Origin of the sequence: Pseudomonas sp. RIT411 (genome assembly GCF_003057735.2) — a bacterium.
In the GTDB taxonomy this organism is placed as follows: Bacteria; Pseudomonadota; Gammaproteobacteria; order Pseudomonadales; family Pseudomonadaceae; genus Chryseomonas; species Chryseomonas oryzihabitans.
In genome coordinates this window covers 72,284-88,611 of the sequence record NZ_QBIZ02000019.1, presented here as the reverse complement: position 1 = coordinate 88,611, position 16,328 = coordinate 72,284, and the positions used below count along the sequence as shown (strand labels likewise).

Annotated in this window: 13 protein-coding genes and 1 tRNA gene; 8 read left to right on the top strand and 6 right to left on the bottom strand. The window is 66.4% G+C overall.

The features are described 5' to 3' along the window. Positions 1-396: 396 nt before the first annotated feature. From mksF to mksB, 3 genes are read right to left on the bottom strand one after another with little or no spacing between them, the layout of a single operon-like run. Complete coding sequence (gene mksF / locus DBY63_RS21055; protein ID WP_108582805.1) at positions 397-3,198, bottom strand: Mks condensin complex protein MksF; 2,802 nt, start codon at positions 3,196-3,198, stop codon at positions 397-399. Next, positions 3,195-3,872 (bottom strand): Mks condensin complex protein MksE, encoded by a 678-nt coding sequence (gene mksE / locus DBY63_RS21050; protein ID WP_108582804.1) that lies wholly within the window; start codon positions 3,870-3,872, stop codon positions 3,195-3,197. The genes mksF and mksE overlap by 4 nt, the downstream gene beginning before the upstream one ends. Next, a complete protein-coding gene (gene mksB, locus DBY63_RS21045) occupies positions 3,862-5,124 on the bottom strand; it encodes an Mks condensin complex protein MksB (RefSeq protein ID WP_074584024.1) in 1,263 nt (420 codons plus the stop codon). Before mksB ends, mksE begins: the two co-directional genes overlap by 11 nt. A gap of 161 nt (positions 5,125-5,285) precedes the next feature. Here mksB and DBY63_RS21040 point away from each other — a divergent pair, with 161 nt between their 5' ends. Next, entirely contained in the window at positions 5,286-6,116 is an 831-nt protein-coding gene (locus DBY63_RS21040; protein ID WP_108582803.1) for an energy transducer TonB, read from the top strand. After that, on the top strand, positions 6,113-6,565 hold the full coding sequence (rimI, locus tag DBY63_RS21035; protein ID WP_074584026.1) for a ribosomal protein S18-alanine N-acetyltransferase: 453 nt from the start codon (positions 6,113-6,115) through the stop codon (positions 6,563-6,565). Before DBY63_RS21040 ends, rimI begins: the two co-directional genes overlap by 4 nt. Before the next feature lie 13 nt (positions 6,566-6,578). On the opposite strand, the gene DBY63_RS21030 is transcribed toward rimI, so the two are convergent. Next, positions 6,579-7,112 (bottom strand): hypothetical protein, encoded by a 534-nt coding sequence (locus tag DBY63_RS21030; RefSeq protein ID WP_027602836.1) that lies wholly within the window; start codon positions 7,110-7,112, stop codon positions 6,579-6,581. Between the two features lie 127 nt (positions 7,113-7,239). Here DBY63_RS21030 and otsB point away from each other — a divergent pair, with 127 nt between their 5' ends. Both otsB and otsA read left to right on the top strand, forming a co-directional pair. Continuing rightward, positions 7,240-7,998: a trehalose-phosphatase gene (otsB, locus tag DBY63_RS21025; protein ID WP_027599132.1), complete on the top strand. Its 759-nt coding sequence runs from the start codon at positions 7,240-7,242 to the stop codon at positions 7,996-7,998. A 1-nt stretch (position 7,999) separates the two neighbouring features. Continuing rightward, entirely contained in the window at positions 8,000-9,451 is a 1,452-nt protein-coding gene (gene otsA / locus DBY63_RS21020) for an alpha,alpha-trehalose-phosphate synthase (UDP-forming) (protein ID WP_027599133.1), read from the top strand. A 275-nt stretch (positions 9,452-9,726) separates the two neighbouring features. Here the strand turns inward: otsA and DBY63_RS21015 are convergent. Both DBY63_RS21015 and DBY63_RS21010 read right to left on the bottom strand, forming a co-directional pair. Beyond that, positions 9,727-9,803, bottom strand: a tRNA-Met gene (locus DBY63_RS21015). 132 nt (positions 9,804-9,935) lie between these two features. After that, complete coding sequence (locus DBY63_RS21010; protein ID WP_077173161.1) at positions 9,936-10,850, bottom strand: MurR/RpiR family transcriptional regulator; 915 nt, start codon at positions 10,848-10,850, stop codon at positions 9,936-9,938. Between the two features lie 230 nt (positions 10,851-11,080). Between DBY63_RS21010 and iolC the strand changes: the two genes are divergently transcribed. The 4 genes from iolC to DBY63_RS20990 are packed head-to-tail and all read left to right on the top strand — an operon-like array spanning position 11,081 to position 16,322. After that, complete coding sequence (gene iolC / locus DBY63_RS21005; RefSeq protein ID WP_108582802.1) at positions 11,081-13,018, top strand: 5-dehydro-2-deoxygluconokinase; 1,938 nt, start codon at positions 11,081-11,083, stop codon at positions 13,016-13,018. A 25-nt stretch (positions 13,019-13,043) separates the two neighbouring features. After that, positions 13,044-13,943 (top strand): myo-inosose-2 dehydratase, encoded by a 900-nt coding sequence (gene iolE / locus DBY63_RS21000; protein WP_042136516.1) that lies wholly within the window; start codon positions 13,044-13,046, stop codon positions 13,941-13,943. Positions 13,944-13,954: 11 nt separating this feature from the next. Next, entirely contained in the window at positions 13,955-14,770 is an 816-nt protein-coding gene (iolB, locus tag DBY63_RS20995) for a 5-deoxy-glucuronate isomerase (RefSeq protein ID WP_108582801.1), read from the top strand. A 52-nt stretch (positions 14,771-14,822) separates the two neighbouring features. Beyond that, the gene (locus DBY63_RS20990) at positions 14,823-16,322 is read left to right on the top strand and encodes a CoA-acylating methylmalonate-semialdehyde dehydrogenase (protein ID WP_108582800.1); all 1,500 of its coding nucleotides are present in this window, start codon (positions 14,823-14,825) and stop codon (positions 16,320-16,322) included. Positions 16,323-16,328 lie beyond the last annotated feature (6 nt).

Sequence of the window (16,328 nt, the reverse complement as noted above, 5' to 3'; positions counted from 1 at the left end):
GAAAAGTTTGGCCGAGTGCTAAAGTGCCTAGGCGCTGGGGGCAGAGAATTGGCCAGCGGACACCTGACGCTACGTAGCTGAGGTTGCCCTCACCCTAGCCCTCTCCCGGGGGGGAGAGGGGACCAGGAGCGGAGTGGCGGAGAGCTTGGCGCGGAGCCTGCTAGACGGTCACTGGTGGCACTCCGAAAAGAGCACAGGAGCTACAACAGCCCGGCTATTGCGGCCATGGCAATCCGCCGATGCCGCCGCTCCTACAAGGAGGCATGCCGTAGGAGCGGCCCATGGCCGCGATCAGCTGGATGTTGGGCGTCGCTGCGCTCAACCCAACCTACCGCAGCGTTACGCGAGCAAGAAAAAGCCCGGCAGATGCCGGGCTTTTTGCGTTCTGGCAGGGGCTCACGCAGGTTCGGGCAGGGCCAGGTCGCGTTTGGCGATGTACTTCCAGTCGGCTTCGTCGATATAGATGCCGCCGGGGCCGCTGCCGCCTTCGAGGTCGATGGCGACCTGGGCGCTGACCTGGGGTTTGACGCTTGCCAGGATGGGCACGAAGCCCAGTTGCTGGCTGGTCTCGATCAGCGCCTGCTGGTTGCGTTCGTCGATGTCGGCGGCTTCGTCCAGGTAGTAGGGCAGGCGGATCTTGGCGGCCTGCTCCCGGTCCATCAGGTGCAGCAACAGGTACATGTTGGTGAGCGCCTTGATGGTCATGGTGGTGCCGTTGGAGGCGGCGCCATCGATGTCGGTGTGCAGGATCGGCTGGCCCCCCTGCTTGGTGATCTCGAAGGCCAGTTCGAAGAGGTCCTTGAGGCCGAGTTGGTTGCCGTTGGCGGCCACCAGGCGTGCCAGGTATTCCTTGGCGTCCTCGTTCTTCTGGTCCTGGCTGCTGTCCTGGGTGAGATCGAAGACCGACAGGGTTTCGCCTTCCTCATACTGACCGGCGCTGTGGATGATCTGGTCGATGTGCTTGAGCGCCTCCTTGTTCGGCGCCAGGACGATGCGGAAGCTCTCCAGGTTAGAGACCTGCTTGCGATTGATCTCGCGATTGAACAGCTGCAGCTGGTGTTCGAGGTTGTCGTAGTCGCTGCGGATGTTTCTCAGGGTGCGGGCGATGTCGGTGACGGCGGCGCGGCGGGCCTTGGCCAGGGTCAGGGCTTCGTCCTGGCGATGGGCATAGGCGTTGACCAGCAGCTGCAGGCGGCGCTCGGGATCTTCCTCGTTGTCGAACTTGGCGACGCCTTTGAGGCGGACCTGGGCATAGAGCGCCTCGATCTGGGTGTCGGCGCGCTGCAGGGCCTGCCAGGTGTCCTGGTAGTCGTTGAGCAGCGGCAGCAGGTTTTCCAGGGAATCGTCCACCGCTTCCACGAAGGGCGTGCCCTGGGGCAGGTCGGTGGGCAGCAGCTGGCGGCGGCGCAGGGCGTCGGCCAGGGTGCGGTCCTTGGCTTCCAGGTCGGCCAGCTGGCGACCGATCAGCTGCAGCTTGGCGGAGAGTTGCTGGACGCGCTCGGTGAAGGCGTCGCCGGCGCGTCTCAGTTCGTCCTGGGCGGCTTCCAGCTGGGCCAGCTGTTCGAGCTTCTCGTTTTCCTCGGCACCGAGGGTCTGGCAGCGACGGAAGTCTTCCAGGGCCTTCTGGGCATCCAGGACCTGCTGGTAGAGGGCTTCGGCCTGGGCCTTGCTGGCCTGGCGGTCGAGACTGACACCCTGCTGCGCCTTGAGCTGCTTGAGTTCGCGCTCCAGGCGGTCCTTCTGGTCACGCAGGGCGGCGCGATCGGCGAGGGCCTGCAGGGTGGGTGGCTCGATGCCCGACAGGTCTAGGGACAGGCCCGGCAATTCGAGGCGATCGCCCTGGAAGCGCGCCAGGATGCTTTCGAAGGTCTTTACCCAGTTGCCGTCTTCGCTCAGTTCGACGCCCTTGGGGCCGAGTGGCAGGCTGAACAGCTGGCCATTGAACAGCCGCATTAGGCGGTCGACGTCGGCCTGGCTGAATTCCTCGCGCAGGCGGGCGTAGCTGTTGTTGTCGGCGTGGTCGAGTTGCTGGCGAATAGCCTTGAGGCGCTGCTCCAGTTCGCGGACGCGCTGGTCGAGGTCTTCGCTGCTGAACTGGCGGGCCTGGGACAGGGCGCCGGCCAGTTCGTCGTGGGCGTCCTTGGCGGCAAGCAACTGGGCTTCCAGGGGCGCGGTGGAGTCCACCAGGGCAAAGCGGTGCTTGAGCTGGGCCAGCTCGGCGAGCCAGCGCTGCAGGCTGCTGATCTCGCGCTCGCGGCGCATCAGTTCGCTGGTGCCGTCGCGCTGGCTCTGCTGCAGACCGTCCTGTTCCTGGCGGTAGTGTTCGGTCTGGGCCAGGAGTTCGTCACGGCGGTCCAGGGCGTAGTGCTGCCAGGTGCCGAGCAGACTGTCGAGCAGCGGCGAGAGGCGATGCAGCTTGCCCCTCAGGCGGTCGCGTTGCTCGACGCCATTGGCCAGGGCTTCGACCAGCGGGCCGGCGGCGACCAGCGACTGGTAGTCCTGCTCCATGCGACGCACGTCGCGGAAGGCTTCCTCGCAGGCGGCGATGTAGTCGACGCTGCCGGATCTCAGGCTGTGCTCGAAGGCATCGAGAAACAGCTGCTTGAGCTTGGCCGCGGTGATCTCGCGCATGTGCAGCAGGTTGATGAACAGGGCGCGGAAGGTCTTGAGGCTCTGTTCGCTGGTGGATCGCAGCGGGATCAGGGTCAGGTCCAGCGGGATGCTGGTATGGCCGCCAACCAGCAGGCGACGCAATTCCTCGGGTTTGACTTCATAGGCCTTGAGGCCGGCGCGCTCCAGACTGGCGAAGAGTTCGCGCTGGCGCAGGCAGGCGCCGTCGCGCTGGTAGTGGGCCAGGTCCAGTTCGCCGGCATAGGCGAAGAACTGGTGGCCGAAGCCGCCCCCCGGGCCGCGACCGGCCACGCCGATGACGTGGGGGCCGTGGGCCAGGCGCAATTCGATGAGGATGTAGCTGGTGTCGGTGGCGAAGTAGAACTTGCGCGACTGCTCGTTGCTGTACTTGCCGAAGCTCATGTCGGAGAGCCGCGCCAGGATGGGGAATTGCAGGGCGTTGATCGAGGCGCTCTTGCCCAGGTTGTTGGCGCCGTAGACCGACAGCGGCTGTTCCAGCGGGAAGAGGCCGAGGCTGTAGCCGGCGGTGTTGAGCAGGGCGAAGCGGCTGATGCCGTAGCGGATCATAGGTCGAACTCCCGTTCTGCGGCGATGGCGCGGGCCAGGGCAGCCTCTTCGTCATCCTCGTCGGCGCCTTCCCGCTCGCTGCCGTCTTCGTCGCTGGCGAGGGTCGGGGCCGGCAGCGGCAGGTCGCTGGCATGCAGACCGGCGGCCAGGTCGCGATCCTGCTGCACGGTCAGGCAGACATCGAGAAAGCGGTGCATGGGCGGCAGGAAGCGGTAGGTGCCGTTGCTGTCCAGGGCGAAGCCGAGCTGGGTCAGGCGGCGCAGGATCTTTTCCTCCAGCTCTTCCTGGGTGGTGACCTCGGCCTGCAGGAAGAGGTCGCGGTACTTGTCCAGCAGCGCCGGCAATTCGTGCCGGCCCAGGGTGCCGCCGTCGAGCACGGCCAGGGGGTCGCGGCCCTGGTCGGCCAGGTGCTCGACCAGGATGAAGGTGAACAGCGCCAGGCGCTGGGCGGTCTTGTTGACCTGGGCGCCCATCTGCTCGGGCACGAAGTAGTAGAAGCCGCGCGGATCGCAGACCAGTTCGAAGCCGAGGGCGCGGAACAGGGCGCGGTACTGGTCCTGCTGCTGGCTGAGCTGGGCGTAGCTCTCGGGCTCGCTGCGGGACAGGTGATAGCCCTTGAACAGCTCGCGAAAGATGGGCGCGAGCTGGGTCATTTCGTTGAGATCAAGTTGCATGGGCGTCGCTCGCGAGAGATCGGGCGGTCAGGGCGTAGGAGCACAGGCTGACGCGGTGTTCGAGGGTGTCGTAGTGGCGGCGGTCCAGGCGCTGGCGCTGGAAGCGCGCATCGCGGGACAGGCGCGAAAACCAGTAGAGCAACTCGTCGGTGTCGCCGGCCGGCTCCTGTTCCAGCAGCCAGGCCATGAGATCCGGCAGCGGCAGGGCGTCCTGGCAGAGATCGAGCATCTCGCGGGCGGTACGGGGCGCGGCCGGGCGTTCGCTGTCCCGCGGGCGACTGCTCTGGCTGGGAAAGCGCGCCGGTTTGGGCTCGAAGCGCGCCAGGGCGTAAACATAGCTTTCCACCTGGGCGGTGGTGCCGAGAAAGACGCTCTGCGGCCGGCTGAACAGGGGCAGGGCGGCCTGGGGCACGGCGTCGAGGCCCTTGCGGCGGATGGTGGCCAGGGCCAGGGCGGCGCCGCGGGTCACGGCATTGTGCCGACGCGCTTCCTCGCGCAGCGGCAGCAGCAATTCGCGGGCACGTCTGAGCGCCAGCTGGGCGGCGTTGTGCATCTCCAGGATGCGCGCCTGGGTGCGCAGCAGCAGGTCGTCGTCGACCAGCTGGCCGAGGCGCTGCTGTTCGCCCAGCAGGTGCAGGAGCACCTGCTCGACGCGGTGGACGCCGCGCTCGAAAGCGCCGTCGGCGGCCACCAGCTGGATCATCGGCTCGACGTATTCGTCCCAGGTGGCCAGCACCTCGGCATAGCGCTGGCGCAGGGGGATCTGGCGATCGCTGGTCTTGGCGCGCTCGGCGACGCCCTCCAGGGCATGGCCGTCGTTGGCCAGCTTCTTGAGGACATCGCGCACGCGCATGTCCAGCAGGCGCAGCTGGCGGACGAGGTCGGGGCCGTCGCGGTTGTCGAAGGCTTCGCGGATGTGGCCGGCGAGGCGCTCCAGGTGGCGCAGGTAGGCCTCGATCTCCAGGCACAGGCCCAGCCGGTGTTCGCGCCTGAGATAGCCGAGGAAGTCGTGGATCTGGCCATTGAGTTCGAAGCGATTAGGGCTCTTGGCCACCGGCACCAGGATGTCCAGACGGATCCAGGTGTCGAGCAGGGCGGTGAGGTCGGCCGGCGTGCGCTCGGGCAGCTGTTCGGCCAGGCGGGCACGCAACTCGGCCAGGCCCAGGGTGCCGCTGTCGAAATGGGCGCACAGCGGGTCGATGAGGTGCCAGTGTTCGGCGAGGGTACGCAGGACGCGTTTGGGGTCGATCATGGCGGGGACCGCACCAGACAAAAGCGCCATTGTACTCCAGACGCCAGAGCCTTCGATGTGACCGCGGTGGGACCGATGGGCAGGGCGGCCTTTCGATCCGCGGCGATCCGCGCGACAATGCCGCCCCGCATAATCCTGCCGCGTGTCCGAAGGATCCGCCCATGTCCGACCCCGCCCCCTCCATCAGCCCCTCGCTTGCCGCCGAGGCGCGTCGTCGCGCCTATCTGCAGGCGTTGCAGCTGGATGTCTGGGTGCCGCGCACGGTGTTGCCCTTCGCCGCGCCTTCGCGGCCGGAAGCCCTGTGGGTCGAGGAGCCGGAAGAGGCGCCCGTCGCCGCCCGGGTGGTCCGCCCGGAGCCGGTGGCCAAGGCCGTGCCGGTCGCTGCGGCAGTCGAGGCACCGGCGGCGCATCGGCCGCGTATCGAGATCCCGCGACCCGCGGCGCTGAAGCCCGTTGCTACTCCGGTGGCTGAGCCGGAACCGGAGCGGGCGCCGCTGCCACCGCGGGAGCCGGCGCCGCGCTTTGCCCTGCAGCTGCTCCAGGCCGGGCGTTGCCTGCTGCTGCTGGAGTTGCCCACCGGCGACACCCTGGGTTCGCGCGATCCCGCCTATCTGCTGCTGCGGGATCTGCTGCGCGCTGCCGGCCTGCCGGATACGCCGCGGATCGTCAGTGAAGAACCCATTCGCTGGCCGCTGCTCAACAGCGGCCAACTCGACCAGGGCCCGGCGGCGGCGGCCGAATTCGTGCAGAGCTTCGTCTCGGGGCACCAGGAGCGCCTGGGCGAAGGCCTGGGCCTCTGGCTGATCGGCGGCGCCGCGCGGCGCTGCAGTGGCGTCGAGGATGCGCAGCTCACGGGGGTGGAGCAGGACACCGCCCTGGGACCGGCCTGGCTGGTGCCGGGACTGGATATCTTGATGGAAGAGCCGGCCGCCAAGGCCGCGCTCTGGCAAGCCATGCGCCCGTTGCGGCGCCGCTGGATGGAACAGCAATGAACGATGCGGTGAGCTTTCGGCGGATGACCGAAGCCGATCTGAACACGGTATTGAAGATCGAATATCAGGCCTTCAGCCATCCCTGGACCCGCGGCATCTTTACCGATGCGCTGAAGTCCTACGACTGCTGGGTGATGACGGCCGGCGAGCAGCAGGTGGGGCACGGGGTGATCAACGTCATCCTCGACGAGGCCCATCTGCTCAACATCACCATCAAGCCGGAAAGCCAGGGGCGTGGTCTCGGCCTGCGGCTGCTGGAACACCTGCTGCAGGAAGCACGCAAGGCCAAGGCCAACGAGTGCTTTCTGGAGGTGCGCGCCAGCAACCAGGCGGCCTACCGGTTGTATGAACGCTATGGCTTCAACGAGATCGGCCGCCGGCGGGACTATTATCCCGCGGTCGGCGGCCGGGAAGATGCGCTGGTGATGGCCTGTACGCTGCTCGACTAGGCCTTCAGCGGTTTCAGTGATCGGCGCGCTTTTCGTCCAGGTCCAGACCGGTGTCCCCGGCGAGGTCTTCGTCGTTCGCATCCAGATCGGCGTAGCGGGCGTCCCTCTGGGTCTCGGCTTCGTTGGGTTCGTCGGCTTCGCCGTCCCAGGCCTGGCCGTCCAGGGGATGACTGCGACCGAGTTCGGCTTCGTCCTGGCCGGAGCCGCCGCCGATGTCGCTGTCCTCGACTACGCTCAGCTCCTTGTCGTTGGGCCAGGCATCGCCGTAGTCGGTCGGCGAGCGGGCACCCGTCTCGTCCAGCAGGGTCTCCGGACTGGCGTCGTCCATGGTCGGTTGATGATCCAGGGTCTCGCCACCGGTCATGCCGGCCTGGCGCACGCGCTCTTCGGGAAACTGGCCTTCGTAGTCGCGTTCATCCATCTCGTCGCCGGCACGGCCCTGACGCTCGTCCTTGCGATCGCTGAAGTCGAGTTCGCGCATGTCGCCCATGCGGTCCTGGATGTCGTCGATCTCTTCGGGGGTCTTGGTGATATCGGGCTTGTTCATGGTGGTCTCCAAAGGCAGGGCTGCTAGAGCATCTCCCTGAATCCGACTACGAGCCGGCAAGGGGAATTCCTCGGCACTGCCGGAAGGTGTGAACGAACCATACGGTGACCCGGCAGTCGTACCTTCCATGATCGACCTCGACAGCCTCACCTCATCGGGCCAGCCGCTGGCCTTCTTCTTCGATCTGGATGGCACCCTGGCAGAACTGCAGCCACGTCCGGAACAGGTTTTCATTCCCGCCGAAACTCTCGCTGCGCTCGAGCAGCTGGCGCGCCACCATGGCGTCGCCGTGGTCTCCGGGCGACCGCTGGCGGAGATCGACGGATTCACCAGGCCGCTGCAACTGCCGGCGGCTGGCGTACATGGTGCCGAATGGCGCGATCCCCAAGGCGAGATCCATCGGGTGACCCTGGACGCCGCGGTGCTGGCGCAGGTCGGCGCCCGCCTGGAAGCGGCCCTGGCTGACCATCCGGACCTGCTGCTGGAGCGCAAGAGCGTGGCCTTCGCCCTGCACTATCGCCAGGCGCCGGACAAGGAAGCCCTGGTGCGCGAACTGGCCGAAGGCATCGCCGCCGACCATCCCGAATTCAAGTTGCAACCGGGCAAGTGCGTCTTCGAACTCAAGCCCGCTGCGGCGAGCAAGGGCGAGGCCATCGCCCGTTTTCTCGAACTGGAACCCTTTGCCGGCTGCCTGCCGGTGTTTCTCGGCGACGATCGTACCGATGAAGAGGGGTTTACTGTCGTCAATGCGCGAGGCGGTCTGACCGTCAAGGTAGGAGAGGGGGAGACGGTCGCCAAGACCCGCCTGCCTTCGGTGGAAGCGGTAGCCCTCTGGCTGCAGCAGCTGAGCCGTGACCTCGCGCCACATTATAAGCAAGGAGATTAGGATGAGCCGTTTAGTGGTGGTATCGAATCGGGTGGCCCCGATCGAAGAAGGCAAGGCGACCGCGGGTGGTCTGGCAGTGGGCGTACTGGATGCCCTGCGCAAGTCGGGCGGCATCTGGTTCGGCTGGAACGGCGAGACGGTCAAGGAAAACGGGCCGGCCAAGACCCAGACCAAGGACAACATCGACTACGTGACCTTTGGCCTGACCAAGCGCGACTACGACCACTACTACCGCGGGTTCTCCAACGCCACCCTCTGGCCGATCTTCCACTACCGGATCGATCTGGCGCGCTACAACCGGGAAGAGTACGACGGCTATCGGCGTGTCAACATGGCCATGGCTGAGCGCCTGAAGCCCCTGCTCAAGCCCGATGACATCATCTGGGTGCACGACTATCACCTGATTCCCTTCGCCGAAGCCTGCCGCATGCTGGGAATCCGCAATCGCATCGGCTTTTTCCTGCACATTCCCTTTCCGGCGCCGGAGATCCTCACCGCGATCCCGCCACACAACGAATTGCTCAAGACCCTGTGCTTCTATGACCTGATCGGCTTCCAGACCGACACCGACCAGCTGGCCTTCCAGGACTACATCACCCGCGAGGTACGCGGCGTGCTGGAGAAGGACGGCAGCCTGACCGCCTACGGGCATAACTTCCGGGTGGGCGTCTATCCCATCGGCGTGATGCCGGACGTCATCCAGAAGCAGGCCGAGTCCTATCGCACGCGGCGCCAGTTCATCTCGCGCAGCATCGAGGGCGTGCCCTACAAGACCATCGTCAGCGTCGACCGACTCGACTACTCGAAGGGGCTGGTGGAGCGCTTCCAGGCGTTCGAGAAGCTGCTGGAGCATTTCCCCGAGCATCACCGGGCGGTGCAGTTCGTGCAGATCGCGCCCTCGTCGCGGGCGGACGTGGTCTCCTATCAGAACATCCGCCGTCAGCTGGAGAGCCATGCCGGCCATATCAACGGGCATTTCTCCGAGCTGGACTGGACGCCGATCCGCTACCTGAACAAGAGCTATGACCGGCGCACGGTGATGGGGCTGTTCCGCTCCTCCGACGTGGGTCTGGTGACGCCGCTGCGCGATGGCATGAACCTGGTGGCCAAGGAGTACGTGGCGGCCCAGGACCCGGAAAATCCGGGCGTGCTGGTGCTGTCGCGCTTTGCCGGAGCGGCGCGCGAACTCAACTCCGCGCTGATCGTGAATCCCTATGACCATGTCGGCATGGCCGAGGCGCTGGACCGGGCGCTGCGCATGCCGCTGGAAGAGCGCAAGTCGCGCTATGAGGACATGATGCGGGTGATCCGCCAGGCCGACCTGGCCTCCTGGCGCGACAACTTCCTGCGCGACCTGCGGGCCTTCAGCTCCAAGGCGCTGGTGCAGTCCATCGACACCCAGGACGCAGCGGCTGTGGAAGAGGTGGAGAGCAAGCAGAAGGTCGCGCTGTAAGCTGCTTGCGCGGTGATCGAGCCCGGCCTAGGCCGGGCTTTTTCATGGGCGGGGCTGAGGTCTGGCGTGAAGGGGGCCCTCACCCTAGCCCTCTCCCGAGGGGAGAAGGGACGAAGAGCGGTGCCAGATGTGGCTTGGGAGACTTATCCGTGGAGGCAGGGCGTTCCCTCACCCTAACCCTCTCCCAGGGGGAGAGGGGACTAGAAGCGGTGCCACGGTGGACTTTTTCGAGGGCAATAAAAAAGGGCCAGCTTACGCTGACCCTTGAAAATAGGTGGTGGCTACGCAGGGACTTGAACCCCGGACCCCAGCATTATGAATGCTATGCTCTAACCAGCTGAGCTACGTAGCCATCCGAGGCGCGCATTATTGGCAAGGCGCCGGTGGCTGTCAAGCCTTCTGCTCAAGAAATTTCTGTTTGTCGATCAAGCGTTTGCGCAGCCCTGCCGGGGCCTGGCCGGCTGCTGCGTGCGGCCGCTCCCGGCTAGTCGTCCTCGTCCAGCGGCAACTGGATCTCGTCCATCTTCAGCTCCAGGCGATAGCCCAGGGCCAGGAACAGCGCCTGGCACAGGCAGAGGGTGGCGCTCAGGGAGCGGAAGGCGAAGGCGCTGCCCTCGTTGACCAGCAGCAGCGAATCGGCGCGCTTGGCCAGGGGCGAGAGGTTGCTGTCGGTGATGATCAGCGTCTTGGCCTTGTGGTGCTGGGCGATGCGCACGCACTGCTGACTTTCCTTGCCATAGGGGCTGAAGCTGATGGCGATCAGCAGGTCGCCCTGGGCGATGCTGCGCATCTGCTCGCGATAGCCGCCGCCCAGGCCGGTGATGAGGTGGATGCGCTTGTTGGTGTGCTGCAGGTTGTAGACCAGGTAGTCGGCCACGGCGAAGGAGCGGCGCACACCCACCACATAGATGTTCTCGGCGTTCACCAGCAGGTCGACGGCCTTGTCGAAGGCGGCGTCGTCCAGTTCCTCGGCCAGTCGATCCAGACCCGAGCGGGTGGCGTTGATGCATTCGCGGGCCAGATCGCCGCTGCTGGCGCGCTGGCTCTTGTTGGCGATCATGCTACGGATGCGCTGCTGGTAGTTCTGTACCGGCGTGGTCTTGTGGGTGTAGGCCTCGCGAAACAGCGCCTGCATCTCGCTGAAGCCCTTGAAGCCGAAGCGCTGGGAGAAGCGCACGATGGCCGAGGGGTGCACCTCGCACTGCCCGGCGATATCGCTGATGCGATCCACCATGACCCTGTCGCTCTGCTGGCTGACATAGGCGGCCACCCGTTTCAGCTGGCGCGGCAGGGCCTCGTAGTCACGGGCGATGCAGGCCAGCAACTGCTCGACGTTGCCGGGCGGATCGGCCAGCGGCACGCTGCTGAGGGGGTCGTCGGCCGGGGAGTCGGAGGACATGGGCTATCTCACGGTAGGGATTCTTGTGCCGGCAACTTAACCCATTCGCCGGGCGGCGTCGAAGTGGGGCGGCAGGAGCAGTGTACGCCAGTTATGGAAATTAAATTCCATAAAATCTCATGTGGAAAATTTGTTGATTTGTCCGCGGCGTCGTTCTAGCCTGAGCTCACTCACACGTTCGGCCCCTCGGGTCCGCGCGGTTGGCCGATAACAATAAGCAGGAGCCACCCATGGGTGATCATTTCTTCGCCAGCGGGCGCCAGTTGGATGTCATCTGCCTGGGTCGACTGGGCGTCGACCTCTATGCGCAGCAGATCGGGGCGCCGCTGGAAGACGTCAGCAGCTTCGCCAAGTACCTGGGGGGATCCTCCGCCAACATCGCCTTCGGCACCGCGCGCCTGGGGTTGAAGTCGGCGATGCTGACCCGGGTCGGCGACGACCATATGGGCCGCTTCCTGACCCGGACGCTGGCGCAGGAAGGCTGCGACACCCGCGGCATCCAGGTGGATCGCGAGCGCCTCACCGCCCTGGTGCTGCTGGGCATCAAGGACCGCGAGACCTTTCCCCTGGTGTTCTATCGTGAGAATTGCGCCGACATGGCGCTGGGCGCGGACGACATCGACGAGGCCTTCATCGCCAGCGCCAAGGCGCTGTTGATCACCGGTACCCACTTCTCCACCGAGGGCGTGTTCCAGGCCAGCAGCCGGGCCCTGGACTATGCCGAGCGTAATGGCGTGAAGCGGGTGCTGGACATCGACTACCGCCCGGTGCTCTGGGGGCTGACCGGCAAGGCCGATGGCGAGACCCGTTTCATCGCCAGTGCCGAGGTCAGCGCCCATGTGCAGCGCATCCTGCCGCGCTTCGACCTGGTGGTGGGCACCGAGGAGGAATTCCAGATCGCCGGGGGCAGCGAAGACCTGCTCACCGCGCTGCGCCGGGTGCGCGAGGTGACCGCGGCGACCCTGGTGGTCAAGCTCGGCGCCCAGGGCTGCACGGTGCTCCACGGCGCCATCCCGGCGCGTCTCGAGGACGGCGAGATCCATCGTGGTATCCGCGTCGAAGTGCTCAATGTGCTGGGCGCCGGCGATGCCTTCATGTCCGGCTTCCTGCGCGGCTGGCTGACCGGTGGCGACGATGCCGAATGCTGTCGGCTGGCCAATGCCTGCGGCGGACTGGTGGTGTCGCGCCATGGCTGCGCCCCGGCCATGCCGACCCTGGCCGAACTGGACTACCTCCACCACAGTCCGGTGCCCATCACCCGACCCGACCTCGATCCCGTGCTCACCCGGCTGCACCGGGTCAGCGTCCGCCACCGCGCCTGGCAACAGCTGTTCATCTTCGCCTTCGATCACCGCTACCAGCTGGTGGAAAGCGCCCAGCAGGTGGGCGCCGATCCGGCGCGGATTCCGGCGCTCAAGCAGTTGTTCGTCCAGGCCATCGAGCAGGTCGAACAGGATCTGGCGCGGCAGGGCGTGGCGGCCAATGTCGGGCTGCTGGCCGACGAGCGTTTCGGCCAGGATGCGCTGAACGCCGCCACCGGCCGTGGCTGGTGGGTGGCGCGGCCGGTGGAGCTGCAGAACTCGCGGCCGCTGGCCTTCGAACACGGTCGCTCGGTGGGCAGTAATCTGCTGAGCTGGCCGGGCGAACAGATCATCAAGTGCCTGGTGCAATTCCACCCGGACGACGAGCCGCTGCTGCGCCTGGAGCAGGAAGCCCAGCTGAAGGGGCTGTACCAGGCGGCCCAGGCCAGCGGTCATGAACTCCTGCTGGAGGTCATCCCGCCGAAGAACCATGCGTCCAGCCGGCCGGACGTGCTCTATCGCGCCATCAAGCGGCTGTACAACCTGGGCATCTATCCCGAGTGGTGGAAGATCGAGGCGCAGCCGGCCGCCGTCTGGAGGCAACTCGACCAGTTGATTGCCGAGCGCGATCCCCATTGCCAGGGCGTTGTGCTGCTGGGCCTCAACGCCCCGGCCGAGGAGCTGGCCGAAGGCTTTCGGCAGGCCAGTGCCAGCCAGCGCTGCCAGGGTTTCGCCGTGGGCCGGACCATCTTCGCCCAGCCGAGTCGGGCCTGGCTGGCCGGCGAGCTCGACGACCGCGCGCTGATCGCGCAGATCCGCAGCAACTTCGAATTCCTGATCCAGGCCTGGCGCGACGCCCGCGCCTGATCGCCTCCTGACGAGCAAGGCTGACATGACCGCACAACAACAACTCAAGATCGGCATCAACCCCATCTCCTGGGCCAACGACGACCTGCCGGCCCTGGGCGGCGACACCCCGCTGGAAACCATCCTGCGCGAGGGCAAGGAAATCGGCTTCCAGGGCTTCGAGCTGGGCGGCAAGTTTCCCAGCGAGCCGAAGGCGCTGGGCGAGGTGCTCGGCGAGCATGACCTGGAACTGGTGTCCGGCTGGTATTCCAGCGGTCTGGCGCACCGTGACGTCGAGGCCGAAATCGAGGCGATCCGTCCCCATTGCCGGCTGCTGGCCGAGAACGGCGCCAGGGTACTGGTCTATGGCGAGGTGGCCGGCTCCATCCAGGGGCAGCGGATTCCCCTGATCGAGCGGCCGCGCTTCCACAGCGACGCCGCCTGGCAGACCTATGCCGAGAAGCTCGATCGGCTGGCCGCCTTCACCCTGACCCAGGGCCTGCGCCTGGCCTATCACCACCACATGGGCGCCTATGTGGAAGCGCCCGAGGACATCGCCCGGCTGATGGCGCTGACCTCTCCGGACGTCGGCCTGCTGTTCGATGCCGGTCACTGCTACATGGGCGGTGGCGATCCCCTGAGCGTGCTGCAGCAACATATCGACCGGGTCTGCCATGTGCACTTCAAGGACGTGCGCAAGGCCGTGGTGCAGCTGGCGCGCAACAACCAGTGGAGCTTTCCGGATTGCATCCTCAACGGCACCTTCACCGTGCCGGGGGATGGCGACATCGACTTCTCGGCGCTGCTCAAGGTGCTGGTGGCCGCCGGCTACCAGGGCTGGCTGGTGGTGGAAGCCGAGCAGGACCCGGCCGTGGCGCCGGCCTACGAATACGCCAAGAAGGGCTACGACCATCTGCGCCAGCTGGTGGCGCAGGCCACTGCCTGAGGAGACCTGTGATGAATCTGCTCGTCAAAGCCGATCGGAACGCCCGCGACATCGTCAGTGTCCCGGCCGGTGCCCTGGACTATGTCGGCTTCGCCGCCCATCGCCTGCAAGCGGGCGAGTCCCTGCCGGTGCTGGCGTGTGACCTGGAGGTCTGCATCGTGCTGCTCAGCGGCGGCGCCAGTATCGAAGGCGGGCATCCGCAACTGGGCGACTTCGCCTGGCGCGGACTGGCCGGTCGCCAGAGCGTCTTCGAGGACGTCTCGCCCTATGCCGCCTACCTGCCGCCCGGCAGCGAGGCGCGGGTGACCGCCGACAGCACTACCGAAATCGCCATCTGCACCTCGCCGGGCAATCCGGTGGCGGAGGATCGGCTGCCACCGCGGCTGATCGAGCCGGCGAGCATGCAGAGATCCACCCGCGGCAAGGGCGCCAATACCCGTTATGTCTGCGACATCCTGCCGGACACGGCGGCGGCCCATTCGCTGCTGGTGGTGGAGGTGCGCACCCCGTCCGGGCATTCTTCCAGCTATCCGCCCCATCGCCACGACCGCGACAACCTGCCGGCGGAGAGTCTGCTGGAGGAGTCCTACTACCACCGCATCGATCCGGGACAGGGCTTCGTCTTCCAGCGCGTCTACACCGACGAGCGCGATCTGGACCAGGCCATGGCGGTGGAGGACCACGACGTGGTGCTGGTGCCGCGCGGCTATCACCCGGTCAGCGTGCCCTATGGCTACGAGTCCTATTACCTCAACGTGATGGCCGGCCCCAAGCGGGTCTGGAAATTCCACAACGATCCGCAGCACGAGTGGCTGCTGACGCGCTAATCCCTTTCGCACGCGCCGCAGCGGCGACCCTCAGGACACCAGGAGCCAGAACATGAGCGACACCCCTGTCATCGGGCACTACATCAACGGCGCGGTCTCGACCCAGGCCGAGCGCTTCAGCGACGTCTTCAACCCGGCCGAGGGCGTGGTCCAGGCGCGGGTCGCCCAAGCCACGGTGCAGACCGTGGACCAGGCCGTCGCCGCGGCCAAGGCGGCCTTTCCCGAATGGTCCGAGCAATCGGCCCTGCGGCGGGCGCGCATCCTGTTCCGCTTCAAGGAGCTGCTCGACCAGCACCACAAGGAACTGGCGGCGCTGATCACCCGCGAGCACGGCAAGGTGCTGTCCGACGCCATGGGCGAGGTAACCCGCGGCATCGAGGTGGTGGAATTCGCCTGCGCCGCGCCGCACCTGGCCAAGACCAGCTACAGCGACAACATCGGCGGCGGCATCGACAACTGGAACCTGCGCCAGCCGCTGGGCGTGTGCGCCGGCATCACCCCCTTCAATTTTCCGGTGATGGTGCCGCTGTGGATGATTCCCATGGCGCTGGCCACCGGCAACACCTTCATCCTCAAGCCTTCCGAACGCGATCCTTCCGCCAGCCTGTTGCTCGCTGAGCTGCTCAAGCAGGCGGGGCTGCCGAATGGCGTGTTCAACGTGGTCCAGGGTGACAAGGTGGCGGTGGACGCCCTCCTGCAGCACCCGGACGTGGAGGCCATCTCCTTCGTCGGCTCCACGCCCATCGCCGAATACATCCACCAGGAAGGCACCCGCCGTGGCAAGCGCGTCCAGGCCCTCGGCGGCGCCAAGAACCACATGATCGTGATGCCCGACGCCGACCTGGACCAGGCCGCCGACGCCCTGATCGGTGCCGGTTTCGGTTCGGCCGGCGAGCGCTGCATGGCCATCTCCATCGCCGTGGCGGTGGGCGAGGTGGGCGATGCCCTGATCGAAAAACTGCTGCCGCGCATCGACGCCCTGCGGGTACGCAACGGCGTGGAAGCCGATGCCGACATGGGCCCGCTGGTGACCGGTCAGCACAAGGCCAAGGTCGAGGGCTACATCACCAAGGGGGTGGAGGAGGGCGCCAGGCTGCTGGTCGATGGCCGTAACTTCAAGGTGCCCGGCGCCGAGAATGGCTTCTTCGTTGGCGCCACCCTGTTCGACGGCGTGACCCCGGAGATGACCATCTACAAAGAGGAAATCTTCGGCCCGGTGCTGGGCATCGTGCGGGTGCCGGACTTCGCCAGTGCGGTGGCGCTGATCAACGCCCACGAATTCGGCAACGGCGTCTCCTGCTTCACCAGCGACGGCGGCATCGCCCGCGCCTTCGCCCGCACCATCAAGGTGGGCATGGTCGGCATCAACGTGCCCATCCCGGTGCCCATGGCCTGGCATTCCTTCGGTGGCTGGAAGAGGTCGCTGTTCGGCGATCACCACGCCTATGGCGAAGAAGGCCTGCGCTTCTACACCCGCTACAAGAGCGTGATGCAGCGCTGGCCCGACAGCATCGCCAAGGGCGCCGAATTCAGCATGCCCACCGCCAAGTGACCGGGG